Origin of the sequence: Pseudomonas sp. P39-UII1, assembly GCF_039672635.1 — a bacterium.
Lineage (GTDB): Bacteria > Pseudomonadota > Gammaproteobacteria > Pseudomonadales > Pseudomonadaceae > Aquipseudomonas.
Window position 1 is genome coordinate 24,553 of sequence record NZ_JBDFPP010000008.1, and the last position, 26,832, is coordinate 51,384.

The 26,832-nt window shown below is 63.0% G+C and carries 24 protein-coding genes; 12 read left to right on the forward strand and 12 right to left on the reverse strand.

What is annotated here, in order from left to right; genetic code table 11:
* Window positions 1–158: 158 nt before the first annotated feature.
* Window positions 159–1,064: a LysR family transcriptional regulator gene (locus ABEH27_RS12555; RefSeq protein WP_346613891.1), complete on the reverse strand. Its 906-nt coding sequence runs from the start codon at window positions 1,062–1,064 to the stop codon at window positions 159–161.
* Window positions 1,065–1,142: 78 nt separating this feature from the next.
* Here ABEH27_RS12555 and ABEH27_RS12560 point away from each other — a divergent pair, with 78 nt between their 5' ends.
* Window positions 1,143–1,907 (forward strand): sulfite exporter TauE/SafE family protein, encoded by a 765-nt coding sequence (locus ABEH27_RS12560; RefSeq protein WP_346613892.1) that lies wholly within the window; start codon window positions 1,143–1,145, stop codon window positions 1,905–1,907.
* On the opposite strand, the gene ABEH27_RS12565 is transcribed toward ABEH27_RS12560, so the two are convergent.
* The gene (locus ABEH27_RS12565; RefSeq protein ID WP_346613893.1) at window positions 1,897–2,211 is read right to left on the reverse strand and encodes a putative quinol monooxygenase; all 315 of its coding nucleotides are present in this window, start codon (window positions 2,209–2,211) and stop codon (window positions 1,897–1,899) included. The genes ABEH27_RS12560 and ABEH27_RS12565 overlap by 11 nt on opposite strands.
* A gap of 165 nt (window positions 2,212–2,376) precedes the next feature.
* Between ABEH27_RS12565 and ABEH27_RS12570 the strand changes: the two genes are divergently transcribed.
* The 3 genes from ABEH27_RS12570 to ggt all read left to right on the forward strand — a co-directional run bounded on the left by ABEH27_RS12570 (window position 2,377) and on the right by ggt (window position 5,709).
* A complete protein-coding gene (locus tag ABEH27_RS12570) occupies window positions 2,377–2,967 on the forward strand; it encodes an NAD(P)H-dependent oxidoreductase (protein ID WP_346613894.1) in 591 nt (196 codons plus the stop codon).
* Window positions 2,968–3,027: 60 nt separating this feature from the next.
* Window positions 3,028–3,924 carry a LysR family transcriptional regulator gene (locus ABEH27_RS12575; RefSeq protein WP_346613895.1) on the forward strand — a complete coding sequence of 299 codons (897 nt, stop codon included), beginning with the start codon at window positions 3,028–3,030 and terminating at the stop codon, window positions 3,922–3,924.
* Between the two features lie 117 nt (window positions 3,925–4,041).
* Window positions 4,042–5,709 carry a gamma-glutamyltransferase gene (ggt, locus tag ABEH27_RS12580; RefSeq protein ID WP_346613896.1) on the forward strand — a complete coding sequence of 556 codons (1,668 nt, stop codon included), beginning with the start codon at window positions 4,042–4,044 and terminating at the stop codon, window positions 5,707–5,709.
* A 107-nt stretch (window positions 5,710–5,816) separates the two neighbouring features.
* Here the strand turns inward: ggt and ABEH27_RS12585 are convergent, their stop codons facing one another.
* Window positions 5,817–7,736 (reverse strand): methyl-accepting chemotaxis protein, encoded by a 1,920-nt coding sequence (locus tag ABEH27_RS12585; RefSeq protein WP_346613897.1) that lies wholly within the window; start codon window positions 7,734–7,736, stop codon window positions 5,817–5,819.
* 194 nt (window positions 7,737–7,930) lie between these two features.
* On the reverse strand, window positions 7,931–8,821 hold the full coding sequence (locus tag ABEH27_RS12590) for a neutral zinc metallopeptidase (protein WP_346613898.1): 891 nt from the start codon (window positions 8,819–8,821) through the stop codon (window positions 7,931–7,933).
* A gap of 181 nt (window positions 8,822–9,002) precedes the next feature.
* Between ABEH27_RS12590 and pcaH the strand changes: the two genes are divergently transcribed.
* Both pcaH and pcaG read left to right on the forward strand, forming a co-directional pair.
* Window positions 9,003–9,722: a protocatechuate 3,4-dioxygenase subunit beta gene (gene pcaH / locus ABEH27_RS12595; protein WP_346613899.1), complete on the forward strand. Its 720-nt coding sequence runs from the start codon at window positions 9,003–9,005 to the stop codon at window positions 9,720–9,722.
* A gap of 10 nt (window positions 9,723–9,732) precedes the next feature.
* Window positions 9,733–10,338, forward strand: coding sequence for a protocatechuate 3,4-dioxygenase subunit alpha (gene pcaG, locus ABEH27_RS12600; protein WP_346613900.1), 606 nt, complete (start codon window positions 9,733–9,735; stop codon window positions 10,336–10,338).
* Window positions 10,339–10,376: 38 nt separating this feature from the next.
* Here pcaG and trmA read toward each other — a convergent pair whose 3' ends face one another.
* The 3 genes from trmA to ABEH27_RS12615 form a co-directional block, all read right to left on the reverse strand.
* Complete coding sequence (trmA, locus tag ABEH27_RS12605; protein ID WP_346613901.1) at window positions 10,377–11,462, reverse strand: tRNA (uridine(54)-C5)-methyltransferase TrmA; 1,086 nt, start codon at window positions 11,460–11,462, stop codon at window positions 10,377–10,379.
* Window positions 11,459–12,754 carry an NCS2 family permease gene (locus ABEH27_RS12610; protein ID WP_346613902.1) on the reverse strand — a complete coding sequence of 432 codons (1,296 nt, stop codon included), beginning with the start codon at window positions 12,752–12,754 and terminating at the stop codon, window positions 11,459–11,461. Before ABEH27_RS12610 ends, trmA begins: the two co-directional genes overlap by 4 nt.
* Window positions 12,755–12,976: 222 nt before the next feature.
* Complete coding sequence (locus ABEH27_RS12615) at window positions 12,977–14,197, reverse strand: MFS transporter (RefSeq protein WP_346613903.1); 1,221 nt, start codon at window positions 14,195–14,197, stop codon at window positions 12,977–12,979.
* Between the two features lie 346 nt (window positions 14,198–14,543).
* On the opposite strand from ABEH27_RS12615, the gene ABEH27_RS12620 reads away from it, so the two are divergent.
* From ABEH27_RS12620 to ABEH27_RS12630, 3 genes are read left to right on the forward strand one after another with little or no spacing between them, the layout of a single operon-like run.
* Complete coding sequence (locus tag ABEH27_RS12620) at window positions 14,544–15,980, forward strand: cytochrome ubiquinol oxidase subunit I (RefSeq protein WP_346613904.1); 1,437 nt, start codon at window positions 14,544–14,546, stop codon at window positions 15,978–15,980.
* A 3-nt stretch (window positions 15,981–15,983) separates the two neighbouring features.
* Window positions 15,984–16,991, forward strand: a complete 1,008-nt coding sequence (gene cydB / locus ABEH27_RS12625; protein WP_346613905.1) for a cytochrome d ubiquinol oxidase subunit II — start codon at window positions 15,984–15,986, stop codon at window positions 16,989–16,991.
* Between the two features lie 9 nt (window positions 16,992–17,000).
* Window positions 17,001–17,156 (forward strand): DUF2474 domain-containing protein, encoded by a 156-nt coding sequence (locus tag ABEH27_RS12630; protein WP_346613906.1) that lies wholly within the window; start codon window positions 17,001–17,003, stop codon window positions 17,154–17,156.
* 117 nt (window positions 17,157–17,273) lie between these two features.
* On the opposite strand, the gene ABEH27_RS12635 is transcribed toward ABEH27_RS12630, so the two are convergent.
* Entirely contained in the window at window positions 17,274–18,398 is a 1,125-nt protein-coding gene (locus ABEH27_RS12635; RefSeq protein WP_346613907.1) for a methyltransferase, read from the reverse strand.
* A gap of 93 nt (window positions 18,399–18,491) precedes the next feature.
* Window positions 18,492–19,205, reverse strand: a complete 714-nt coding sequence (locus ABEH27_RS12640; RefSeq protein ID WP_346613908.1) for an autoinducer binding domain-containing protein — start codon at window positions 19,203–19,205, stop codon at window positions 18,492–18,494.
* Window positions 19,206–19,417: 212 nt separating this feature from the next.
* Between ABEH27_RS12640 and ABEH27_RS12645 the strand changes: the two genes are divergently transcribed.
* Window positions 19,418–20,194 (forward strand): ferredoxin--NADP reductase, encoded by a 777-nt coding sequence (locus ABEH27_RS12645; protein WP_346613909.1) that lies wholly within the window; start codon window positions 19,418–19,420, stop codon window positions 20,192–20,194.
* A 115-nt stretch (window positions 20,195–20,309) separates the two neighbouring features.
* Here ABEH27_RS12645 and mscL read toward each other — a convergent pair whose 3' ends face one another.
* Window positions 20,310–20,729, reverse strand: coding sequence for a large-conductance mechanosensitive channel protein MscL (mscL, locus tag ABEH27_RS12650; RefSeq protein WP_346613910.1), 420 nt, complete (start codon window positions 20,727–20,729; stop codon window positions 20,310–20,312).
* A 178-nt stretch (window positions 20,730–20,907) separates the two neighbouring features.
* Between mscL and radA the strand changes: the two genes are divergently transcribed.
* A complete protein-coding gene (radA, locus tag ABEH27_RS12655) occupies window positions 20,908–22,275 on the forward strand; it encodes a DNA repair protein RadA (RefSeq protein WP_346613911.1) in 1,368 nt (455 codons plus the stop codon).
* Between the two features lie 179 nt (window positions 22,276–22,454).
* Here the strand turns inward: radA and ABEH27_RS12660 are convergent, their stop codons facing one another.
* Both ABEH27_RS12660 and ABEH27_RS12665 read right to left on the reverse strand, forming a co-directional pair.
* Entirely contained in the window at window positions 22,455–23,972 is a 1,518-nt protein-coding gene (locus ABEH27_RS12660; RefSeq protein ID WP_346613912.1) for a nucleobase:cation symporter-2 family protein, read from the reverse strand.
* A 263-nt stretch (window positions 23,973–24,235) separates the two neighbouring features.
* Window positions 24,236–24,598: a PilZ domain-containing protein gene (locus ABEH27_RS12665; protein ID WP_346613913.1), complete on the reverse strand. Its 363-nt coding sequence runs from the start codon at window positions 24,596–24,598 to the stop codon at window positions 24,236–24,238.
* A gap of 165 nt (window positions 24,599–24,763) precedes the next feature.
* Here ABEH27_RS12665 and ABEH27_RS12670 point away from each other — a divergent pair, with 165 nt between their 5' ends.
* Window positions 24,764–26,830, forward strand: a complete 2,067-nt coding sequence (locus tag ABEH27_RS12670) for a carbon starvation CstA family protein (RefSeq protein WP_346613914.1) — start codon at window positions 24,764–24,766, stop codon at window positions 26,828–26,830.
* Window positions 26,831–26,832: the final 2 nt, after the last annotated feature.

Below are 26,832 nucleotides of genomic sequence, written 5' to 3' on the forward strand. Positions count from 1 at the left end.
GCGGCGGTGGGATTGTGAGGCGGACATATCCCGTAACGCAAGAACACCACGATCGCCGTGGAAGCGGGTTTGCCCGCGAAGCATTAGAGGCGGGGCCTGGCCATGGCTTCGCCCTGGTTCGCGGGGGGCGGCATCGGGGTAAACCCGCACCCACAAAGTCACGGTTCAATCAAACCACCTGGGGTGGGCCGCAAACGCTCGACCAACCCAGCGGCATACCCCGGCAACCCAGCAAAATCCCGCGCGCACAGCAGCAAGCGGCGATTGGCCCAGCCCTCGCGCAGCGCCACCCAATGCATCGGTAACAGGCCTTCCCAGCGCCTCACTGCCGCCAGCGGCACCACGCCGACACCGGCGCCCCCTGCAACCATGCGGATCACCCCGTCAAAACCTTCTGCGCGTACCCGCACGCGCATGCGTAGGCCCTCGCGCAAGGCCTGCTCCTCCAGGTAAAGCGCCAGCGCGCTGTTCGCCCCCAGCCCGACATGGCCATGGGCGAGGCTGTCGACAAAGCTCGGTGCGGGCTCCGCGCTGAGCGGGTGGCCCGGGGGGGTGACCAGTACCAGCGGATCATCGCGAAACGGCAGGGTCTGCAGGTGCGCGCTGGGTGCAGCAGTGGAGATGATGCCCAGGTCGGCCATGCCCTGGGTGATCGACTGCACGATCCTCAGGCTCGGCAGTTCCTGCACATCGACACTCACGCCGGGGTTGTTGGCCAGATAACCGGCAAGCAGTTCCGGCAAGTATTCGGTCAGCGCCGCCGTATTGCACAGCAGGCGCACCTGGCCTTGCTGGCCCTGGGCGTATTGGGCAAGGTCGAATTGCAGGCGCTCGACCTGCTGGCCGATCAGCCGGGCGTGTTGCAACAACGCCTGACCAGCAGGCGTCGGCTGCACGCCGCGGCGGTTGCGTTGCAGCAGTGCAGTCCCGAGCGAAGCCTCCATGGCCCGGATACGCGCACTGGCCGCCGGCAATGACAGATGGCTGCGGCGCGCCCCCGCGGTGATGCTGCCGCACTCAAGGGTGTGCTGGAAAAGCGTGAGATCAATCAGGTCGAAATGCATTAGCCTCTGTCCAGGCAAAAGTCTCCCTGAGTATATGGCAGATTTTCAGCCCACCCGTCTCGCGCCATGATGGCAGCCATGAATAACTTGATCGCGTTCTATCAAAACATCGGCCCGGCCTTGTCAGTACTGGTCATCATCACCTTCGCGCTGGCTGGCGCGGTGAAAGGGGTGATAGGCCTCGGCCTGCCGACCATTGCCATGGGCCTGTTGGGCCTGGCTATGCCGCCTGCGCAGGCTGCCGCGTTGCTGATCGTCCCGTCGACGCTCACCAACCTCTGGCAACTGGCGGCGGGCGGGCATCTGCTGGCGCTGCTGCGACGTCTCGGGTCGATGCTGGCGATGATCTTCATCGGCACCCTGCTGGGTAGCGCCTGGCTGGGCATCGACAGTGGCCCATGGGCGGTGCACGCGCTGGGCGCGGCGTTGCTGGTGTACGCGATGTACGGCCTGCTCGGGCCTGATCTGCGACTGGCGCCAAGCAGGGAAGGGTGGCTTGGGCCATTGTGTGGGCTGGTGACCGGCATCGTGACCGCCGCAACGGGCGTGTTCGTGATACCAGCGGTACCCTACTTGCAGAGCCTGGGCCTGAGCCGCGAGCAAATGATCCAGGCGCTGGGCCTGTCGTTCACCGTCTCGACCGTGGCCCTGGCCCTGGGCCTGGCCGGGCAGGATGCCCTGGGTGGCCAGGCACTGGGCGCGTCACTGCTGATGCTGGCGCCTGCGCTGCTGGGCATGCTGGCGGGCCAGTGGTTGCGTCAGCGCATCAGCCCGGTGCTGTTCAAACGCTGCTTCTTCATCGGCCTGGCCGTGCTGGGCGGCCATCTGCTGATCAACGGTTAGCGGACGAAGCACTGAGCATCTCGATGGCCTGGATATCGAAGTCGCGCTCCAGGTAATCCATGCGCTTTTCGAAGAACTCGACCATATGTGGCAAGGCTGAATGCACGTCCAGCGCGGCTTTGTCGGCCCACACCTCGAAGAACACGAACAAGCTCGGGTCGGCCTTGTCGCGCAACATGTGGTACTCGATGCAGCCAGGCTCCCGACGGCTCGGCTCTACGTAGGCACGGAACAAGGTTTCGAAGGCGTCGGCCATTTCCGGACGGGTCTTGGCCTTGAGGATGAAGGCGTGCTGCTCACTCATGATGTGCTACTCGGTGATTAACGATGAGGCGATTCTAAGGCAATAATGAATCGAGCATTCGTGACTTCAAGGCAATTGTATTTTGATCCATCCCTGCTGTTTCCCGCGCAAGCGAGCCTCTAATCTGCCGGTCATCCAATTTGACTCAGCCCACCGAGGCCCAGCATGAAAAAGATCCTTCTGCTCAATGGCGGTAAACAGTTCGCTCACTCCGACGGCCGCCTCAACCAGACCCTGCACGACGCCGCCCTGGCCCATCTCGACCGCGCCGGCTTCGACGTGCAACAAACCTTCATCGATGGCGGCTACGACGTGCAGGCCGAAGTCGAAAAATTCCTCTGGGCCGACGTGGTGATTTACCAGATGCCGGGCTGGTGGATGGGTGCACCGTGGACCGTGAAGAAGTACATCGACGAGGTCTTCACCGCCGGCCACGGCAGCCTCTATGCCAACGACGGCCGTACCCGCTCGGATGCCTCGCAGAAGTACGGTAGCGGCGGCCTGGTGCAGGGTAAGCAGTACATGCTGTCGTTGACCTGGAACGCCCCGCAGCAGGCCTTTGATGACCCGAGCGATTTCTTCGAGGGCAAAGGTGTGGACGCGGTGTACTTCCCGTTCCACAAGGCCAATCAGTTCCTGGGCATGACCGGCCTGCCGACCTACCTGGCAGTCGATGTGATGAAGCGCCCGGATGTACCAGCCGCACTGGCAGCCTATGAAGCGCACCTGGACCAGGTGTTCGGTAAGGCCGAATAACTGGACTTGCAGCCCTCAAGCGGCTATCTATCACCGCGACCAGCAGACACAGGCGCCGCCGTGAAAACCCGATCCGAAGAACTCCAGGTATTTGTCGCCGTGATCGACTGCGGCTCGATCTCCGCTGCCGCCGAGCAGATGGGCCAGACCCCGTCGGCGGTGAGCCGCACCTTGTCGCGCCTGGAGGCCAAGCTCGGCACCACCTTGGTCAACCGCACCACGCGGCGCATGGACCTGACTGAAGAGGGGCGGTTTTTCCTGGAACGGTCACGGCGGGTGCTGGAGCAGATGGACGAAATGGAAGAGCGCCTGTCGATGAACCGCCAGAACGCCGCCGGGCGCCTGCGCATCAACGCCGCGGCGCCTTTCATGCTGCACGCCATCCTGCCCTGGATCGGTGAGTTTCGCCGCCAGTACCCTGGCATCGAGCTGGAACTCAACACCGACGACCTGATCATCGACCTGCTGGAACAGAGCACCGACGTGGCAATCCGCATCGGTGAGCTGGCCGACTCCAGCCTGCATGCCCGCTCGCTGGGCTGCAGCCCGGTGCAGGTGCTGGCCAGCCCGGCCTACCTGGCACAGCACGGCACGCCGCAGCACGTCGAAGACCTGAACAACCACTGCCTGCTGGGCTTCAGCCAGCCCGAGTCGCTCAACCTGTGGCCGCTGCGCCACGCCGAGGGCGACCGTTGGCAGATCCGCCCGGCGCTGATCGCCTCCAGTGGCGAGACCCTGCGCCAGCTGGCGCTGGCCGGGGAGGGAATTGTCAGCCTGTCGCACTTCATGACCCATGAAGACATTCGCGCTGGCCGCCTGCAGGTGCTGTTGAGCGATGCCAACAACGGTTACCGCCAGCCGATCCACGCCGTTTACTACCGGAATACGCAACTGGCCTTGCGCATCCAATGCTTCCTCGATTTCATCCAGCAGAAGTTGGCGATGTACGCCTGCTGAGTTGCCTGAACGCGACAAATCCTGCCCATAGGCGGCGAAACTTCCTACCTTTGATTGCACAGTCGACACGCTTCGGCCTTACTGACTGATCAACAAAAACAACACCAAGGAAGTGTCATGCGTATCGTCCCTTTCCAGTACCTCGCGCTAGCAGCCGCGATCCTGAGCAGTTCCTCGGTCTACGCGGCAAACCTTGAGGGTGGCGCGGTGGCCGCGCCCGATCAATATGGCGCACAGGTGGCCGCCGATATTCTGAAAAAGGGTGGTAACGCGGTGGATGCGGCAGTTGCCACAGCCTTCACCCTGGCGGTGACGTACCCCGAGGCCGGCAACATCGGTGGCGGTGGTTTCATGACCCTGTTCGTCGACGGCAAAGCCTATTTCCTCGACTACCGCGAGGTGGCGCCCAAGGCCGCGACCCGCAACATGTACCTGGACGACAAAGGCGAGGTCGTCGAGAACCTGAGCCTGGTGGGTGTGCGTGCGGCCGGCGTGCCCGGTACGGTGATGGGCCTGTGGGAAGCACACCATAAGTTCGGCAAGCTGCCGTGGAGCGAGTTGCTCACCCCGGCCATCGGGTATGCCAAAAATGGCTTCAAGATCGCAGAAAAACAGTACCAGTACCGCAACGACGCTCAAGGCCTGTTCAAGACCGCGACCAACTTCAACGACTATTTCGGCAACATGAAAGTCGGTGAGCTGTTCAAGCAGCCGGAGATGGCCCAGACCCTCGAACGCATTGCCGACAAAGGCGTGAGCGAGTTCTATCAGGGCAAGACCGCCGACCTGCTGGTGGCCCAGATGCAGGCCGACAAAGGCCTGATCACCAAGGAAGACCTCAAGGATTACAAAGCCGTGTGGCGTGAGCCGATGGCCCTGAGCTGGCGCGGCAACGTGGTCTATACCGCGCCGCCGCCCAGCTCCGGCGGCGTTGCCCTGGCCCAGTTGCTGGGCATCAAGGAAGACCGCGCGGCGGACTTCAAGGGCGTGGCGCACAACTCGGCGCAGTACATCCACCTGCTGGCCGAAATCGAGAAACGTGTGTTTGCCGACCGTGCCGACTACCTGGGCGACCCAGCCTTCACCAAAGTGCCGGTCGACCAGTTGGTCGCCAAGGACTACCTGGCCAAGCGTGCTGCGCAGGTCAACCCCAAGGCCATTTCTGCAACCGACGACGTCAAGCCGGGGCTGGAACCGCACCAGACCACGCACTTCTCGATCGTCGACAAGCAGGGCAATGCGGTCAGCAACACTTACACACTCAACCTCGACTACGGCAGTGGCGTGGTGGTGAAAGGCGCAGGCTTCCTGCTCAACGACGAGATGGACGACTTCAGTGCCAAGCCGGGCGCGGCCAACGCCTTTGGTGTCGTGGGCGGTGATGCCAATGCGATCGAACCGGGCAAGCGCATGCTGTCATCCATGAGCCCGAGCCTGATGACCCGTGATGGCAAGGTCGAGCTAGTGCTCGGTACACCAGGTGGTTCGCGCATCTTCACCTCGATCTTCCAGGTGATGAACAACCTGTATGACTACGGCATGCCGCTGGAGAAGGCAGTGGCGGCGCAGCGTGTGCACCATCAGTTGCTGCCCAAGGACACCATTTATTTCGACAGCTATGCGCCGCTGACCGGGCCGGTGGCCGATGGCCTGAAGAAGATGGGGTATGTGCTGGAGGATCAGGGCTGGGAGATGGGCGATATCCAGGCGATCCGGGTGAACGGGGCGAAGCTTGAGACGGCTTCCGATCCGCGTGGGCGCGGGGTGGGGATGGTCGTCAAATAAGCGTTGGCCCCATCGCCGGCAAGTCCCGCGCCTATCTTGAGGTTGCGCACTACCTGTAGGAGCTGGCTTGCCGGCGATTGGGCCGCATAGCGGCCCCAAGCCTGTAGTCACACCCGGAACTGGCTGACCAACATCTGCAAGTGCCCACCCAGGCGCGCCAGCTCGACGCTCGACGCCGCCGTCTCGTCACTGGCCGCCGCCGTCTGCTCCGACACATCCCGCACATTCAGAATGCTCCGGCTGATCTCTTCAGCCACCGCACTCTGCTGCTCGGCCGCCGCAGCAATCTGCTGGTTCATCGACTGGATGCTCGACACCGTGCTGGTGATGTTCTCCAGCGAAGCCCCGGCCTTGCGCGCCAGCTCGACGCTGCTGTCGGTCAGAGTACGGCTGCCTTGCATGGCGTTGGCCACCTGCTGGGTGCCATGCTGCAGGCCGGCGACCAGCTCTTCGATCTCTTCGGTGGACTTCTGCGTACGCTGGGCCAGGCCGCGCACTTCGTCGGCGACCACGGCAAAACCACGGCCAGCTTCGCCGGCGCGGGCGGCTTCGATCGCGGCGTTCAGCGCCAGCAGGTTGGTCTGTTCGGCCACCGACTTGATCACGTCCATCACGCTGCCGATCTTCTGGCTTTCCTGTTGCAGCAGGTTCATGGCTTCGGTGGAACGGTGCACTTCTTCGGCCAGGCGTTCGATCTGGCTGATCGCCTCACCGACCACGCGATCACCCGCGCGCGCTTCATCGTCGGCACCGGTTGCAGCATGCGAGGCCTGCTCTGCATTGCGCGCCACCTCCTGAACGGTCGCGGCCATTTCGTGCATGGCGGTAGCCACCTGGTCGGTTTCGACCTTCTGGCTGTTGGCCCCCGCACTGGTCTGCTCGGTGACGGCCGACAGCTCTTCGGCGGCGCTGGCGATCTGCGTGACGCCGTCACGGATACCGCTGATCAGCTCACGCAGGGTGGTGCCCATGCGTGCGATGCCTTGTTGCAGCACGCCGATTTCGTCGCGGCGGGTAACCCGCATGTCGTGGGTGAGGTCGCCGCCGGCGATGCGCTCCACGGCTTGCAGGGTCTCCTGCAGAGGGCGGGTGATCTGGCGGGTGATGATGACTGCCGCCAGTACACCGGCCAGCAGCGCCAGCAACGTGGCGATGGTCTGCAGGCTGCGGGCCTGGCTGCTTTCGATGTCGCGGCGCTCGATCTGGATCTTGTACAAGGCGTCGCTGCGCTTGACGATGTCGGCGCCCTGAACGGTCATTTCTGCGCGGGAGGTGGTGATGGTTGCGACCGCATCGCGGAACTGGCGCACTGCCTCACGGTAGGCCTGAACCGACTGTTCGAACTGTTGCACGCGCGTGGCTTCGGCTGGCAGCTGGCGCTTGAGGGTGTCGATTTGCACCAGTGCCGATTCCAGCTGGCGCAGCGCCGCCTGTTCGTTGGCCGCGGTGTTTTCGGCGATGTAGCCGCGCACGTCCACACGCACTTGCAGCAGTTGCTGGCGGGTTTTGCTGATCAACTGGTATTGCGCCAGGCGCACGCTGTCGGCCTCGGGGCGGGCCATGACGTCCTGGCTAAGGGTTTCCATGGCAGCGTCGGCCTGCGCGGCCGACACGTTCATCGCTTCACGGGCGGCCAGCGAGCTCTTGTAGCCCGCGCGCATCTTGTTCAGCGAGACCTTGTACTCGCTGATGGTCTGGCCAAGCTCTTTGAGCAGCTTGACGTTTTCCGGGCTCTTGAAGGTGCCGACCAGGTATTCCTGCTGCTTGCTGAACGCATCCAGCTTGGCCTGGGTGTTGGCAGCGGCGGCATCATCGCCGTTGGCGATCATGTACTGCAGGCGCGCTACGCGCAGGTCGGTCAGGTCTTTGTTGAGCTGGCCGATATCACCCATCCAGTTGCTGCGGTCGATCAGGCTGCCCAGGCTGGTCCAGCCGGTCAGGGCCAGCAGGCCGGTAAGGACCAGCACCAGGCCGAAGCCCAGGCCGAGTTTGAGGTTGACGCTGATGTTGGCGAACCAGCTGTTCATGCACGCTCTCCAGAAAAATTTCGCTCACTTGATCATTTTTCGATCGCAAGGCGTTGTTGTTCTGGATGCCCGCTGAATCGTGCAGGGGTTATCGGCACTTGGCAGCGAAGCTGAAACGCTTTTTCAGCTGTTTTGTAACTGCATGAAAACGTTTGCTTTTTATCGGGCTATTCGCGGGCGAGCCCGCGAACATTTCACAGGCTGCGCGCACTGAACGTATCGCAGCTGTTCACATCCCCCTGCGCAAACCCGGCCTTGAACCAGCGTACCCGCTGCGCCGAAGTGCCATGGGTAAACGAGTCCGGCACGACGCGCCCCTGGCCCTTTTGCTGCAACCGGTCATCACCAATCGCGTTGGCCGCATTCAGTGCTTCCTCGACATCCCCCGGCTCCAGCCAGTTCAAGCGTTGCTGCGCCTGATAGGCCCAGACACCGGCCAGGCAGTCGGCCTGCAACTCCTGGCGCACCAGCAGGCCATTGTCGCCTTCCAGGCGCTGGCCGTTGCGCCGCGCGGCATCGACCTTGGCCGACACACCGAGCAAGGTCTGCACATGGTGGCCGATCTCATGGGCTATCACGTAGGCCTGGGCGAAGTCACCTGCAGCGGCGAAGCGGGTTTCCATTTCGCGGAAGAATGACATGTCCAGGTAGACCCGTTGGTCCGCCGGGCAGTAGAACGGCCCCACCGCCGCGGAGGCAAAACCGCAGGCGGAATTCACTTGGCCGCTGAACAGCACCAGTTTGGGGTCGCGGTACTGTTTGCCCGCCTGGGAGAACAGGGCCTTCCAGGTGTCTTCGGTGTCGCCGAGGATCGACGCGACGAATTGCGCCTGCTCGTCGTTCGCCGCCGGCGCCTTGTTGCCCGCGCCGCTGGGCGCCTGCTGTTGCTGCTGTTCCATCTGCCCGGTGAGCTGGCCGAGTATCTGCAGCGGGTCCTGGCCGGTGAGCCAACCGATGCCGACGATCAGCAGGATTGCCCCAAGCCCCAGCCCCTTGCCGCCGCCAAAGCGCATACCGCCGCCGCCGCCGCCCTCGCCACGGGCATCCACCACATTGTCGCTGCGCCGGCCTTTTCGCCATTCCATGAGTTGTGCTCCCGACCGTGAAACATGAAGACAAAGATTAGTTCACCCCAGCCAAAGGTACTAATGCATAACCATACGGTTATGTATCTGACCACTGATTTCAATATTCATCCCGCGCGAGTTATCTGAAACTGCAAGTCCCCATAGGGGAATTTTCATAATTCCAAGAGAGGAAAACGGCATGCCCGCCCAGGACAATAGCCGCTTCGTGATCCGTGATCGCAACTGGCACCCCAAGGCCCTGACGCCCGACTACAAGACTTCCATTGCCCGCTCGCCGCGCCAGGCACTGGTGAGCATTCCGCAGTCGATCAGCGAAACCACCGGCCCGGATTTCACCCACCTGGGCTTCGGCGCCCATGACCACGACCTGCTGCTGAACTTCAACAACGGTGGCCTGCCGATCGGTGAGCGCATCATCGTTGCCGGCCGTGTCGTAGACCAGTACGGCAAGCCGGTGGCCAACACCTTGGTGGAGATCTGGCAGGCCAACGCTGGTGGCCGCTATCGCCACAAGAACGACCGCTACCTGGCACCGCTGGACCCGAACTTCGGCGGTGTCGGCCGTTGCCTGACCGACCGCGACGGCTGCTACAGCTTCCGCACCATCAAGCCCGGCCCGTACCCATGGCGCAACGGCCCCAACGACTGGCGCCCGGCGCACATTCACGTGGGTGTGAGTGGCCCGTCGATCGCCACCAAGCTGATCACCCAGCTGTATTTCGAAGGCGACCCGCTGATCCCGATGTGCCCGATCGTCAAGTCGATCGCCAACCCTGAAGCGGTGCAGCAGCTGATTGCCAAGCTCGACATGAGCCACGCCAACCCCATGGACTGCCTGGCGTACCGCTTTGACATCGTGCTGCGCGGCCAGCGCAAGACCCACTTCGAAAACTGCTGAGGACCCCGCCATGCCAATCGAACTGCTGCCGGAAACCCCTTCGCAGACCGCCGGCCCTTACGTGCACATCGGCCTGGCCCTGGAAGCGGCCGGCAACCCGACCCGCGACCAGGAAATCTGGAACTGCCTGGCCAAGCCTGAGGCACAGGGTGAACACATTCTGCTGATCGGCCAGGTGTATGACGGCAACGGCCACCTGGTGCGCGATTCGTTCCTGGAGCTGTGGCAGGCGGACGCCGCTGGCCAGTACCAGGATGAATACAACCTGGAAAACGCCTTCAACAGCTTCGGCCGCACCGCCACCACCTTCGATGCCGGTGAATGGACCGTGCAGACTGTGAAGCCTGGTGTGGTGAAGAATGCGGCCGGTGTGCCGATGGCGCCGCACATCAACATCAGCCTGTTTGCCCGTGGCATCAACATCCACCTGCACACGCGGCTGTATTTCGATGATGAGGCCGAAGCCAACGCCAAATGCCCGGTGCTCAACCTGATCGAGCAGCCGCAGCGCCGCGAAACCCTGGTTGCCAAGCGTTGCGAAGTGGATGGGAAGACGGCCTATCGTTTCGATATCCGTATTCAGGGGGAAGGGGAGACGGTGTTCTTCGACTTCTGAGTGTATTGGGGCCGCGTTGCGGCCCCAGTTTCAGCCAATCAACGCCGAACCAGCAAAACCCCACTTTCCATATGGTGGGTATAAGGGAACTGGTCAAACAACGCACAACGCTCGATGCGGTGCGTGTCCTGCAACTGCTCGATGTTCGCCGCCAGCGTTTCCGGGTTGCACGAAATGTACAGAATCCGCTCGAAACGCCGGGTCAGCTCGCAGGTATCCGGGTCCATGCCCGCGCGTGGCGGGTCGACGAACACAGTACCGAACGCGTAGCTTTTCAGGTCGATCCCTTCCAGCCGGCGGAACGGGCGCACGTCATTCAGCGCCTGGGTCAGCTCTTCTGCCGACAACCGCACCAGCCGCACGTTATCCACAGCGTTCTCGTCAAGGTTGCTCAGCGCGGCATTGACCGAAGTCTTGCTGATCTCGGTGGCCAGCACCTGGCGCACCCGTGTGGCCAGCGGCAGGGTGAAGTTGCCGTTGCCGCAATACAGCTCCAGCAAGTCGTCATCGCGATCGCCGATGGCCTCGAATGCCCAGCTCAACATCTTCTGGTTTACCGCGCCGTTAGGCTGGGTGAACGCACCTTCCGGCTGACGATAGCTGAACACACGGCCGGCGACCTCGAGTTTCTCCACGGCATAGTCACGGCCAATCACCAGGCGTTTGCCTTTGGACCGGCCAATCAGGCTCACACCCAGCGCTTCAGCCAGCTCCCGCGCGGCCACTTCCCAGGCTTCGTCGAGCGGGCGGTGGTAGCACATCGTGACCATCGCATCGCCGGCCAGCGTGGTCAGGAACTCCACCTGGAACAAGCGATTGCTGAGTTCCTCACTGGCCTGCCAGGCCGCCTTCAAGCGCGGCATCAGGGCGTTGATGCGCTGGCTGGCAATGGGGAAATCGTCGATCAGGATGGCCTTGTGCTTCTCGCCCGGGGCGAACATCGCATAGTGGCGCTGGCCGTCCTCGCGCCACAGGCGGAACTCGGCGCGCAACCGGTAGTGCTCGCGCGGCGAGTCGAAGACGGCAGGCTCCGGCGCGCCGAACGGGGCCAACAGCTCGCGCAGGCGGGCGACTTTGCCCTGCAGTTGCGCGTCGTAGGCGCTAGGGTCGAATGCAGCACTCATGCGTTGAACCAGCCCAGCTTGATGACGAACAGAATGGAAAGGATCACCAGTGCCGGGTTCAGGTCGCGGTGGCGGCCCGAGATCAGCTTGATGGCAGTCCAGGAGATGAAGCCGAAAGCGATGCCGTTGGCGATCGAGTAGGTCAGCGGCATCGCCAGGGCGGTGACCACCACGGGCGCAGCTTCGGTGACGTCGTCCCAGTTTATTTCCGCCAGGCCCGAGGCCATCAGCACGGCGACGAACAGCAGCGCCGGGGCGGTGGCGAAGGCCGGTACGCTACCGGCCAGCGGGGCGAAGAACAGCGCCAGCAGGAACAGCACGGCAACCACGATGGCGGTCAGGCCGGTGCGGCCACCGGCGCTCACGCCCGCCGCCGACTCGATGTAGCTGGTGGTAGTCGAGGTGCCCAGCAGCGAACCGGCCATGGCTGCCGTGCTGTCGGCGATCAGGGCGCGGCCCATCTTCGGCATGTGGCCGTCCTTGCCCATCAGGCCGGCGCGCTTGGCCACGGCGATCAGGGTGCCGGAGTTGTCGAACAAGTCGACGAAGAGGAAGGCGAAGATCACGCTGATCAGGCCCACATCGAGGGCACCGGCGATGTCCAGCTGCAAGAAGGTCGGTGCCAGCGAAGGCGGCATCGACACGATGCCGCCGAACGGCGTGACGCCCATGGCGATTGACGCGACGGTGACGGCCAGGATGCCGATCAGCACCGCGCCGCGCACTTTCAGCGACTCGAGGCCGACGATCAGGAAGAAGCCCAGTGTGGCGAGGATCACCGAAGGCTGCTTGAGGTCGCCCATGCCCACCAAGGTAGCTGGGTTATCGACGACGATGCCCGCGTTATGCAGGGCGATCAGCGCCAGGAACAGGCCAATACCGGCCGCGATGGCCGAGCGCAGTGGCAGCGGGATGCTGTTCACGATCCATTCGCGGATACGGAAGATCGACAACAGGAAGAACATCACCGCCGACAGGAACACCGCACCCAGCGCCACTTGCCAGGTGTGGCCCATGTGCAGGACCACGGTGTAGGTGAAGAACGCGTTCAGGCCCATGCCCGGCGCCAAGGCGATCGGGTAGTTGGCGATCAGGCCCATGGTGGCCGAGCCGATGGCCGCGGCCAGGCAGGTGGCGACGAAGATCGCACCCTTGTCCATGCCGGTTTCGCCGAGAATGCTCGGGTTGACGAACAGGATGTAGGCCATGGCCAGGAAGGTGGTGACGCCCGCGAGAATCTCGGTGCGCACGTTGGTGTTGTGTGCTCTTAGTTGAAACAGCCTTTCCAGCATGCCCGCTCCCCAAGGCGCCCCCGGCGCCATGAATGTATCGACCCCATCAGCAAAGCACAGACCGTACCGGTTGCCGTGGTTTTGTGTGGGGAGGAAAAAAGCCGCGCATCATACCAGCATGCTTGGCGGGGGCCTATGGCCGTTGGGGAATGGGTTTGCATAGCCGGTACCGGCCCTGTGGGGCCGGGCATGTCCCGCGAAGAGGGCGGCACAGGCAACTGATCAACCGTTATGCAACCGGTCCCGCTTGGCCAGCGTCGGGAACATTTTTATCCACACCCCCGTCACCACCAGTGTGCCCACCCCGCCCATCACCACCGCCGGCACCGTACCAAACCAGTGCGCCGTGACACCGGATTCGAACTCGCCGAGCTGATTCGAGGCACCGATGAACAACCCGTTGACCGCGCTCACCCGGCCGCGCATCTCGTCGGGCGTCTCCAGCTGCACGAAGGCGCCGCGGATCACCATGCTGATCATGTCTGCCGCGCCCAGCACCACCAGCACTGCCAACGAGAACCAGAACGAGGTCGACAGGCCAAACGCGATGGTCGCCACGCCAAACACGCCGACCGCCGTGAACATGATGCGGCCGACCTTGCGCTCAACCGGGAAGCGCGCCAGCCACAGTGACATCAGCAGCGCCCCCACCGCCGGTGCCGAGCGCAGCAGGCCCAGGCCCCACGGGCCGGTTAACAGGATGTCCTTGGCGAACACCGGCAACAGCGCGGTGGCACCACCCAGCAGTACGGCGAACAGGTCGAGCGAAATGGCCCCGAGAATGTCGGGCCGGCTGCGGATGAAGCGAATCCCGGCCAGCAGCGACTCCAGGCTGGCGCGCCCGCGCTGCGGTACCTGCTGGCGCGAGTCCAGGCTCAGCATCAGCAGGCAGGCAATGGCATACAGGGCCACGGTCGGGCCGTACACCCAGATGCTGCCGAAGGCATAGAGGAAACCGCCCACGGCCGGGGCGACGATGGTCGCCGCCTGGGTCGCCGAAGCAGACGCCGCGACAGCTCGTGGAAACAGCCCAGGCGGCACTACATTGGGCAACAACGCCTGGGTGGCGGGCATTTCGAACGAGCGCGTGGCGCCCAGCAGGAAGGCCAGCACGAAGATCAATTCGCGGCTGACGTTGTCGGTGGCGCTGCCCAACGCCAGGGCCAGGGCGATCAGGCCCTGCAGGGTCTGGCACAGGGCGGCGACCTTGCGCCGGTCATAACGGTCGGCGACATGCCCGGTGTGCAGCATGAACAGCACGCGCGGCGCGAATTCGACCAGGCCGACCAGGCCCAGGTCGAGCACATTGCCGGTCAGCTGGTACAGGTGCCAGCCAATGGCCACGGTGAGCATCTGGAAGCCGCTGGCGGTGAATACCCGGGCCAGCCAGAAGGCAACGAAAGGGCGGTGATGGCGTAATAACTGCGGTGCTGAATCGGACATCGCGAACCTGTGGCCTCGGCGCAGTAGAGGGGCCCGCAGCGTATCATCTGTTTGTAACAAACAGTTACTGTTTGCCGTGATCGGCACTTTTTCACGTGTCTCGGAAGGGGATGGGACAACACGTCACGCGGCAATCAACCACACGGCTCCCCCGTCTATTCGGGACTATGCTTCCTAGCACGCGTTGATCTGGATCAATCGTTCCAGATGCAACGAATTGGCCTGTAGGCCGAAATCCCTGCGATCGAACAGAACAATTCCAACAGGCCGCACTCGACTGAGACGTGGGGGCAGTGGGCAACGGGGCCACAAGCCCGGAAGCCAGATTATCTGAAGAGGAAGCACCATGTTCGGAATAGAAGCCCTCGAGCTCGCCCGAATTCAGTTTGCCTTTACCGTGTCGTTTCACATCCTGTTCCCGGCCATTACCATCGGCCTGGCGAGCTACCTGGCGGTTCTCGAAGGCCTCTGGCTGAGGACCCACGAGCAGGTCTACCGTGACCTCTACCACTTCTGGTCGAAAATCTTCGCCGTCAACTTCGGCATGGGCGTGGTCTCCGGCCTGGTCATGGCCTACCAGTTCGGCACCAACTGGAGCCGCTTCTCCGACTTCGCAGGCGCCGTCACCGGCCCGCTACTGACCTATGAAGTGCTGACCGCGTTCTTCCTCGAGGCGGGCTTCCTCGGCGTCATGCTGTTCGGCTGGAACCGCGTGGGCCGCGGCCTGCACTTCTTCGCCACGGTGATGGTGGCGCTGGGCACCCTGGTGTCGACGTTCTGGATCCTCGCCTCCAACAGCTGGATGCAAACCCCGCAAGGCCACGAGATCATCGACGGCCGTGTGGTTCCGGTTGACTGGCTGGCGGTGATCTTCAACCCGTCGTTCCCCTATCGCCTGATGCACATGGCCACTGCCGCGTTCGTTGCGACGGCCTTCTTCGTCGGCGCCTCGGCGGCCTGGCACCTGCTGCGCGGGCGCGACAACCCGGCCGTGCGCAAGATGCTCTCGATGGCCATGTGGATGGCGCTGATCGTCGCGCCGGTGCAGGCAGTCATCGGTGACTTCCACGGCCTCAACACCCTCAAGCACCAGCCGGTAAAGATTGCCGCGATCGAAGGCCATTGGGAGAACGTGCCCGGCGAGCCAACCCCACTGATCCTGTTCGGCATCCCCGACATGAAAGCCGAGACCACCCGCTTCAAGGTCGAGATCCCGGCGCTTGGCAGCCTCATCCTCACCCACAGCCTGGATAAACAGGTGCCGGCCATGAAGGAGTTCCCACCCGAGGACCGGCCCAATTCGACCATTGTCTTCTGGTCGTTCCGGGTCATGGTCGGGCTGGGCTTCCTGATGATCTTCGTCGGCCTGTGGAGCCTGTGGCTGCGCAAGCGCGGCACCCTCTACAGCTCACGGCCGTTCCTTTACCTGACCCTGTGGATGGGCCCGTCCGGCCTGGTCGCGATCCTGGCTGGCTGGTTCACCACCGAGATCGGCCGTCAGCCGTGGGTGGTCTATGGCTTGATGCGCACCTCGGAAGCTGTTTCCAACCACAGTTATGCACAACTTGGGTTCACCCTGGTGGCTTTCGTGGTGGTTTACTTCGCGCTGTTCGGCACGGGCCTTGGGTACATGATGCGCCTGGTGCGCAAAGGGCCGAAAACAGGCGAGGGTGATGATCACACGCCGGGTGGCCCCGGGCAAAAACGTACGCCGGCACGGCCGCTGTCTGCCGCCGATGATGGCCGCGAGGCCAACACCCCCAGCCTGAGCAAGGAGAACTGAGCCATGGGTATCGACCTTCCGCTGATCTGGGCTGTGATCATCATCTTCGGCGTCATGATGTACGTGGTGATGGATGGTTTTGACCTGGGCATCGGCATGCTCTTCCCGTTCGTCAAGGGCGAGCATGACCGTGACGTGATGATGAACACCGTCGCCCCCGTGTGGGACGGCAACGAGACGTGGCTAGTGCTCGGCGGTGCCGGGCTGTTCGGGGCGTTCCCACTGGCCTACGCAGTGGTGCTCGAAGCCTTGTACCTCCCGCTGATTCTGATGCTCATCGGCCTGATATTCCGCGGCGTGGCGTTCGAATTCCGCTTCAAGGCCAAGGATGACAAGCGCCATATCTGGAACAAGGCATTTATCGGCGGCTCGCTGGTGGCGACGTTCTTCCAGGGTGTTGCGCTGGGCGCGTTCATGGAGGGGTTCAAAGTGGTCGACCGGCATTTCGCCGGCGGCACGCTCGACTGGCTGACCCCGTTCAGCCTGTTCTGCGGCCTGGGCCTGATCGTTGCGTATACCTTGCTGGGCTGCACCTGGCTGATCATGAAGACCGAGGGGCCGTTGCAGGCGCAGATGCACAAACTCGGCCGGCCACTGGCACTGGTGTTGCTGGTGGTGATCGGTATCGTCAGCCTGTGGACGCCGATCGCTTACCCGCAGATCGCCGATCGCTGGTTCAGCATGCCTAACCTGCTGTGGTTCATGCCGGTGCCGGTCCTGGTGCTGGTGACCTTCTACGGCCTGTTCAAAGCGGTGGCGCGCAGTGCCAACTACACGCCGTTCCTGTTGACCCTGGTGCTGATCTTCCTTGGCTACAGTGGCCTGGGCATCAGCCTGTGGCCGAACATCATCCCGCCGTCGATCTCGATCTGGGAGGCCGCTGCACCGCCACAAAGCCAGGGCTTCATGTTGGTGGGCACGCTGTTCATCCTGCCGTTCATCCTTGGGTACACCTTCTGGAGCTACTACGTGTTCCGCGGCAAGGTCACCCACGAAGACGGCTATCACTAGGAGAGGTGCATGATGGCTGGCAAACATGGCCTTGAAGAGAAAAAACCGCTTTGGCAGCGGCTGGGCTGGCTGCTGCTGATCTGGGCGATGAGCGTGGCGGCGCTGGGTGTGGCTGCCTATGTAATGCGGCTGTTCATGGGGGCGGCCGGGCTGACCACCCATTGAAGACTGTCCAGTGATGGGCCTATCGCCGGCAAGCCGGCTCCTGCAGGTACAGCGTTGTGCTTGAGAGCACCGCAATGCCTGGGAGAGCCGGCTTGCCGGCGATAGGGCACGCAATGGTTACTTGCGGGCCTTGAGGATCACGAACTTCGGCGTCGCCGCCACTTGCTCCACCCCTCTGAACAACCGCGCCAGCTTGCTGTGGTAGCCCAGGTGACGGTTGCCGACGATATACAGCGCACCCCCCACCACCAGCGCTTCGCGCGCCTGCTGGAACATGCGCCAGGCCAGGAAGTCGCCCACCACCTGCTGCTGGTGGAACGGCGGATTGCACAGCACCACGTCCAGCGACTGTTTTTCCACCCCGGCCAGGCCGTCGCCTGCCAGCACTGTCACCTCGCGGTCGCCCAGTGCGGCCTGCCAGTTTTCCTGGGCCGACTGCACCGCCATGTACGACTCATCGACCAACGTGTACTGCGCCAGCGGGTTGGCCAGCGCGCTGGCGATACCGAGCACGCCGTTGCCGCAACCCAGGTCGGCAACCCGTGCATTGCCCAGGTCGCGTGGCAAGTGCGGGAGGAACGCGCGGGTGCCGATGTCCAGGCCGTCGCGGCAGAATACGTTGGCGTGGTTGAGCAGTTCCAGCGCAGGGGCGTCCAGCTGGTAGCGGGTGGGGTAGGGCGAACGTGCAACGGGGCGCTCGGCGACGGTAGCGGTCAGCAGGCGCGCTTTTTTCTGTGCCAGCGAAGCCTGCACCGGGCCGATGTACTTCTCCAGCAAGTCGCCAGCCGCCCGCGGCAGGTGTTTGATCATTGCCCCGGCAATCACTTGTGCGCCGGGGGCCAGGTGGCCTTGCAGGCGGATCAGTTGCTCTTCAAGCAGCGCCAGGGTCTTGGGCACGCGCACCAGCACGCGATCGAACGGGCCCTGGCAGTGCTCGCTGGCGGGCACGAATGGCACGCTGTCGAACGCCTTGCCATTGCGCGCGAGGTTTTTTTCCAGGGCCAGGTGGGCCAGGTGCGAGTCGCCGCTGCTGACCACCGGCAGGTGGCCGGCCAGGCTGGCGGCCAGGGCACCGAAGCTGTCATTGAGTATCAGCACCCGGCACTCGGCAGCCAGCTGTTGCCCATGCAACTGTTCGAGCAGGTACTCATCGGCAGCATCGAAGGCCTGCAGCGGGTCGTTGGCCTGGTCCGGTTGGCGGATCAGGTCGAGTTCGGCGAAGGGGGTGGTCAACAGGGGCATGGCGTCTGGCTCGGGTACGGATCTGCCCGTGGCGGATCGCCTCGGGCTTTGGTCCGCGATTCTACAGGGCTTTGCCGACAGTCGCAGGCCTGGCTACTGATCGATCAGGCCGCGCATCATGGCGATGGCGACAGCGCCTGCCTTGTTGGCGGCGTTGGTCTTGGTGATCACGCTGCGAATGTGGAAGTTCACCGTGCTTTGCGAAAGGGAAAGGATGCAGGCTACATCGGCGGCCGTCTTGCCGGCGGCCGACCATTTGAGCACCTCGAGTTCGCGCTCGCTCATTTTGACAGGAGGCGAACTGAGCCTGGCCAGGTGATGCTCGCTGACGATGGCGTGAAGGGTGTGGCACAACCACTGCACTTTGCCGGCCTTGTCGTAGAGCTCGGCGATGCTCACCTCGCCGGTGGGCCTGCAAACACTGACCTGGCTCTCGTTGTGCTGCAGGTCGTGCAGCGACTGCGTCCAGCCATGGCGCAGGCCATGTTCGCAGGCTTGCTGGCGAAAATGCGGCGTTTCACGATAAAGCTCATCGGTCCACAGCACCGGCATCGTCGAGGCATGGCTGCAGACGGCTGCCGCGTCCTCTTTATAGAACTCATCGCGCTGATAACGCTCGATCCAGGCCTCGGGGTAGTTGCTGTAGAGGAAGAGCTTGGGTGCTTGAGCTGCAAGCTGAATGCGAATTTTCAGGCCCAGGAAGTCCATGTCCATATCCTGTGCCAGGTGCACAGCGAGGTCGAACACCTTTTGCGGCGCGCTCTCGCTGATCAACCTATGTAGATGCTCGTGATTCCATTGAAGCATCCGGCACACTCCCTCGGTTTGCGGATCCAATCCGTTCGCATACCCGAAGCATTGTAGGAAAAGTCCGAGCGCTGTGTTGGGATTTTTTTGTTATAGCGATCAGGTTTCTCTGAGAAAACGGCACGATTGACTTGCCGTGCCCCTACATCTAGGTGGTTTTTATCCAGGCCGCTTTGCGCGACACTGTGCACACGCTATTTTTGGAGCCCGTCATGACCGCCAGTGCCGACAAGTTTACCCGCCAGACCCTGCTCGACGTCCAGCCGCTGACGCCGAACCTGTTCAGCCTGCGGGTGACTCGCGATACGGGGTTTCGCTTCCGTGCCGGCCAGTTCGCCCGGCTTGGCGTAACCAAGGCCGACGGCAGTGTGGTCTGGCGTGCCTATTCCATGGTGAGTGCGCCGCACGACGAACACCTGGACTTCTTTTCCATCGTGGTGCCGGGCGGGGAGTTCACCAGCGAGCTGAGCCGCCTGGGCGAGGGTGACACCTTGCTGATCGACCGCCAGGCATTCGGCTTCCTGACCCTCGACCGCTTCGTCGGCGGGCGTGACCTGTGGTTGCTGGCGACCGGTACCGGCATTGCTCCGTTCATGTCGATCCTGCAGGATTTTGAAGCCTGGGAGCGTTTCGACAACATCAAGCTGGTGTATTCAGTGCGCGAGGCGAAGGAGCTGGCGTATGTGGACGACATCGCCGGGCTGGAACAGCGTGAATACCTGGCCGAGTTCGCAGGCAAGTTGCAGTTTATCCCGGTGGTTACCCGCGAGCCCCACCCGGGGGCATTGAACGCGCGCATCACCACACTGATCGAGACCGGCGAATTGGAGAAGGCAGCGGGGCTTGAGTTTTCGCCTGAGCACTCGCGGATCATGCTCTGCGGTAACCCAGAGATGATTGATGACACGCGTAAAGTGCTCAAGGCGCGCGACCTGCAGCTGAGCCTGAGCAAACGGCCGGGGCAGGTAGCGGTGGAAAACTACTGGTGATGCACGGGGCCGCTTTGCGCCCCAATCGCCGGCAAGCCGGCTCCGACGAGCGAACTGCATCTACCTGTGGGAGCCGGCTTGCCGGCGATTGGGGCGCGAGGCGCCCCCAGATTGTTCAAGGCAGGCGATCCTGGTTCTGCGTCTTGAGCAGGTCGCGAATCTCGGTCAGCAATGTTTCCTGAGGCGTCGGGGCAGGCGGCACGCTCGGGGCCACGGCTTCCTCGCGCTTGAGGCGGTTGATGACCTTCACGCCCATGAAGATGGCAAACGCCACGATCACGAAGTCGATCACGGTCTGAATGAATTTGCCGTAAGCCAGCACCACGGCGGGGATATCGCCCTCTGCGGCCTTCAGGGTAATGGCCAGGTCGCTGAAGTCCACGCCGCCGATCAGCAGCCCCAGTGGCGGCATGACCACGTCGCCGACGAAAGAGGAGACGATCTTGCCGAAGGCTGCGCCGATGATGATACCGACCGCCATGTCGACGACATTGCCTTTGACCGCGAAGGCCTTGAACTCACTGATCATTCCCATGTTCGATTCCTTTGTAACAAATGGTGAGGTTAACGCAGTGTAAGCCACTAAAACGCTTCATGCGTGACGTTCAGGGGTAGTGACTGCGCTTAGAACGAATAGTTTTGTCGCATCCCAACGCGTTCGAGGCACGTCTGCGTCGGCTATCATGGCGACTTTTTCCAGGAGACCCTGCCCCATGGCCAAAGCCAAGCGTTTGTATGGCTGCACCGAATGCGGTGCGACCTTCCCCAAATGGGCCGGCCAGTGTGGCGAATGCGGGGCCTGGAACACCCTGGTCGAAACCATGATCGAGAGCGGTGGCGCGGCCGCGCCCAGCGGGCGTACAGGTTGGGCGGGGCAGCAAGCGCAGCTCAAGACCCTGGCCGAAGTCAGCGTTGAGGAGATTCCGCGCTTCACCACCAGCAGCACCGAGCTCGATCGCGTGCTGGGTGGCGGCCTGGTCGATGGCTCGGTGGTGTTGATCGGCGGCGACCCCGGCATCGGCAAATCGACCATCCTGCTGCAGACCTTGTGCAACATCGCCGTGAACATGCCCGCGTTGTATGTCACAGGCGAGGAATCGCAACAGCAGGTGGCCATGCGCTCGCGGCGCCTGGGCCTGCCGCAGGACAAGCTCAAGGTCATGACCGAAACCTGCATCGAGACGATCATCGCCACGGCGCGGCAGGAAAAGCCCCGCGTCATGGTCATCGACTCGATCCAGACCATCTTCACCGAACAACTGCAGTCGGCCCCAGGCGGCGTGGCCCAGGTGCGCGAGAGTGCCGCCTTGCTGGTGCGCTATGCCAAGCAGAGCGGTACGGCGATCTTCCTGGTTGGCCATGTCACCAAGGAAGGTTCGCTGGCAGGGCCTCGCGTGCTGGAGCACATGGTCGACACGGTGCTGTATTTCGAGGGCGAATCCGATGGCCGCCTGCGCCTGTTGCGGGCAGTGAAGAACCGCTTTGGCGCAATCAACGAGCTGGGTGTGTTCGGCATGACCGATCGCGGCTTGAAGGAGGTTTCCAACCCTTCGGCGATCTTCCTCAACCGGGCCCAGGAGGAAGTGCCGGGCAGTGTGGTCATGGCTACCTGGGAAGGTACCCGGCCGATGCTGGTGGAAGTGCAGGCGCTGGTCGACGACAGCCACCTGGCCAACCCACGGCGGGTCACCCTGGGCCTGGACCAGAACCGCCTGGCCATGCTGCTGGCGGTCCTGCACCGCCATGGCGGTATTCCCACCCATGACCAGGACGTGTTTCTCAACGTGGTTGGCGGGGTGAAGGTGCTCGAAACGGCCTCCGACCTGGCCTTGCTGGCGGCGGTGATGTCCAGCCTGCGCAACCGGCCATTGGCCCACGGGTTGCTGGTGTTCGGCGAGATCGGCCTGTCCGGCGAAGTGCGGCCGGTGCCGAGCGGGCAGGAGCGCTTGAAGGAGGCGGCAAAGCATGGCTTCAAGCGGGCCATCGTGCCCAAGGGCAATGCGCCCAAGGAATCGCCGCCTGGGCTGCAGGTGATTGCCGTGACTCGGCTGGAACAGGCCCTGGATGCCTTGTTCGAGTAATTCATAGTCTGTCCGGCTCCTTCGCGGGGCAAGCCCGCTCCCACAGGCTCCCCACAGGGTCCAGAAACTGTGGGGAGCCTGTGGGAGCGGGCTTGCCCCGCGAAGAGGCCAGTACAGACAAGCAAAAAGGGGAGCCGACGATGCGCGTCGGCTCCCCTGCGTAACCGCTCAGTCAGCGGTCAATGCTCGGCGACCGGTGTTCGCCTGGGCGCCGCATTGCCATGCTCGTCCAGTTCCAGCACGGGCACCTCATTGCCTTCGGCATCGAACAGCTTGCCATCCTTGAAGTAATCGCCATCACGCAGCGAGGAGATGTCCGAATACTGGATGGTGCGTTCGTAGGCCGCGGCAAATACCGACTGCTGGTCCGAGTTGCCGGCCGTGAAGTGGTTGAAGATCAGGTTCAGCAGGATAGCCATGATCGCCGCCGAGCTGATGCCCGAGTGGAAGATGGTCTCGAACCAGTTCGGGAATTGGTGGTAGAAGGTCGGTGCGGCAATCGGGATCATGCCGAAGCCCAGCGAAGCGGCGACGATGATCAGGTTGACGTTGTTCTTGTAGTTGACCTTCGACAGGGTACGAATGCCACTGGCCGCCACGGTGCCGAACAGCACGATGCCTGCCCCGCCGAGTACCGGTGTCGGGACCGCGGCAATCACCCGGCCCATGACCGGCAGCAGGCCCAGCACTACCAGGATCACGCCACCAGTCGCCACCACGTAGCGGCTTCTGACCCCGGTCACGGCCACCAGGCCGACGTTCTGGGCGAAGGCGCTTTGGGTGAAGGAGCCGAAGATCGGCGCCAGGATGCTCGACGCCATGTCGGCGCGCAGGCCGTCGCCCAGGCGTTTGGAGTCGACCTTGGTGTCGATGATTTCACCCACGGCGAGGATGTCTGCCGAGGTTTCCACCAGCGTCACCATGATCACGATGCACATCGACAGGATGGCCGCGATGTGGAAGGTCGGCATGCCGAAGTGGAACGGCGTGGGGAAGGCGAACATCGGGCCTTCGGCGACCTTGCTGAAGTCGGTCATGCCCAGCGCCCAGGCGATCAGGGTACCGAACACCATCGCCAGCAGGATCGACAGCCGCGAAATGGTCGCGCTGCCCAGCTTGCTCAGCAACAGCACGATGGCGAAGGTAAGCCCCGCCAGGCCGATGTTGGCCATGCTGCCGAATTCCGGCGAAGCGCTGTTGCCGCCCATCACCCAGCGCGCCGCCACCGGCATCAGGGTCAGGCCGATGGTGGTGATGACGATGCCGGTGACCAGCGGTGGGAAGAACTTGGTGATGCGCGAGAACACCGGGGTGATCAGGAAGCCGATCAGCGAAGCCGCCATGACCGCGCCCAGCACGCCAGGCAAGCCACCACCGCCCTCGCTGCTGAGAATCGCCCCCATGGTCGCCACGCCGGCGAAAGACACGCCTTGTACCAACGGCAACTGGCAACCGAAGAAGGGCAGGCCAAGCGTTTGCAACAGCGTGGCCAGGCCACCGGCGAACAGCGAAGCGGCGATCAGCATGCCGATCTCGGCACCGTTCAGGCCCGCGGCCTGCCCCAGGATCAGGGGTACTGCGACGATCCCGCCATACATGGTCAGCACATGCTGCAGACCATAAGCCAGGTTGGCACCAAGGCCGAGGTTTTCGTCCTCGGGGCGCTTGGCGGGAGACGTGCTAGGGGACGTAGTCATTGAGCAGGCTCTCTGTTTATTGTTGTGCCGCTACTGTAGACACTTCCTACAAATGATTGCTACAAAAATTGTATACAATATTTTGATTGGAGCGCGAACAAGCGGCCTTGCAGTGTGTGCAAGACCCTGATGCAGATCGCGTACCAAGTGGGTAGATGCTGTGCTAGAGGGCTGTGTACAAAGCACTGCTACCCAGGCATGAAGCTGTCTGGGTAGACAAGAAACGCAAGGTGGGAAAAATCTAAGCTAGCTAAGAGATTCCATTATTCGATGAGTTGGCGCAGCTCACGCATCATTTCGGTGCTGTCAGCAAGGTTCAATTCCACAAGACGGTGCAAATGCGTCATCGATTCGACGTCGATGAACAGGCACACGAAACCCAGGCGAGTAGGCTCCTCGTGACGCAGTTCGACTTGCATCTGCACGCGGGTATACCGGTCGAGGTGGATGATCGCGTCGAAATCCTGGGTCAGGTCGGCGTCCCAGGTTCTCGGGCGTTCTACCAGCAGGCCTTTAAGCGACAGATCGATGAGTTTTGCCGGCCAGCGGCGGTTCCCCTGGCGCAACTCGGCGGGGGCATCGAACTCGATGCGTTGAAAACGGCGACGTTCGTCGTGTTGGCGCATGGGCAAGCCCTCCGGGGTTCATCCTGACTATAGTTAATCCTATGTGGCTATCAGGTACCGCAATCTGGCCGCAGAGGCTCTAGACCAAAGCAAGTGTGGCAATGCGCGATGACTGGCCCTAGACTCGGTGGGCGGTCTTTCCAATCCACCAGCTGGAAGCAAACCATGAACAACAATAATAGCCTGCTACGCCACATTCCGTGGCTGGCGCTGGCAGTCATAGGAGCCTGCGCGCTGGGTGTGGTTGCCCTGCGTCGCGGCGAGGCGATCAATGCCTTGTGGATCGTAGTCGCGTCAGTGGCCATCTACCTGGTCGCCTATCGCTACTACAGCCTGTTCATCGCCACCAAGGTGATGCAGCTCGATGCCCGCCGGGCCACCCCCGCGGTACTCAACAATGACGGCCTGGACTACGTCCCGACCAACAAACACATCCTCTTCGGTCACCACTTCGCCGCTATTGCAGGCGCCGGGCCCCTGGTCGGCCCTGTGCTCGCTGCGCAGATGGGCTACCTGCCCGGCACGCTCTGGCTGATCGCCGGCGTGGTGCTGGCCGGTGCGGTGCAGGACTTCATGGTCCTGTTCCTGTCCACCCGCCGTAACGGTCGCTCGCTGGGCGACATGGTGCGCGAGGAAATGGGCCGCATCCCGGGCACCATCGCCCTGTTCGGCTGCTTCCTGATCATGATCATCATCCTTGCGGTGCTGGCGCTGATCGTGGTCAAGGCCCTGGCCGAAAGCCCATGGGGCATGTTCACGGTGATGGCGACCATCCCGATCGCGATGTTCATGGGCATCTACATGCGCTATATCCGCCCGGGCCGCATCGGCGAAATCTCGGTGGTCGGCGTGGTGCTGCTGCTGGCGTCGATCTGGCTGGGGGGCCAGATTGCCGCGGACCCGGTGTGGGGCCCGGCGTTCACCTTCACTGGCGTGCAAATCACCTGGATGCTGGTGGGCTATGGTTTTGTCGCTGCCGTGCTGCCGGTATGGCTGGTGCTGGCGCCGCGTGACTACCTGTCGACCTTCCTCAAGATCGGCACCATCGTCGGCCTGGCCATCGGTATCCTGATCATCGCGCCAGAGCTGAAAATGCCCGCGCTGACCCAGTTTACCGACGGTACTGGCCCGGTATGGAAGGGCACTCTGTTCCCGTTCCTGTTCATCACCATCGCCTGTGGTGCGGTGTCCGGTTTCCACGCGCTGATCTCCTCGGGGACCACGCCGAAGCTGCTGGACAACGAAACCAACGCCCGTTACATCGGCTACGGCGGCATGCTGATGGAGTCGTTCGTGGCCATCATGGCGATGGTCGCCGCTTCGGTAATCGAGCCGGGCGTGTATTTCGCCATGAACAGCCCGGCCGCCGTGGTGGGCTCCGACGTGGTTTCGGTGGCGCAGACGGTCAGCAGCTGGGGCTTCCTGATCAGCCCCGAGCAGCTTGAAGCGGTTGCCCGTGACATCGGCGAGCACACCATCCTGGCCCGTGCCGGTGGTGCGCCGACGCTGGCGGTGGGTATTGCGCAGATCCTGCACCAGGTGCTGCCGGGTGAAAACACCATGGCCTTCTGGTACCACTTCGCGATCCTGTTCGAGGCGCTGTTCATCCTGACTGCAGTGGACGCCGGTACCCGCGCGGGCCGCTTCATGCTGCAGGACCTGCTGGGCAGCTTTGTCCCGGCCCTGAAACGTACCGAGTCGTGGACCGCCAACCTGATCGGCACCGCCGGCTGCGTGGCGCTGTGGGGCTACCTGCTGTACCAGGGCGTGATCGACCCGCTGGGCGGCATCAACACCCTATGGCCGCTGTTCGGCATCTCCAACCAGATGCTGGCCGGTATCGCCCTGATGCTCGGCACCGTGGTGCTGATCAAGATGAAGCGCCAGCGCTACGTCTGGGTCACCCTGCTGCCAGCCGTGTGGCTGCTGATCTGCACCACCACCGCGGGCCTGATCAAGCTGTTCGACCCGAACCCGGCCGTTGGCTTCCTGGCCCTGGCCAAGAAGTACAGCACCGCGCTGGACGCCGGCCAGGTACTGGCCCCGGCCAAGGACATCGGGCAAATGCAGCATGTGATCTACAACGCCTACACCAACGCAGGCCTGACCGTGCTGTTCCTGATAGTGGTGTTCAGCGTGCTGTTCTTCGCCGTCAAGGTTGGCTACGCCGCCCTTGGCCGCAAGGAGCGCACCGACAAGGAAACCCCGTTCCAGGCTCTGCCTGACGCTTGAGA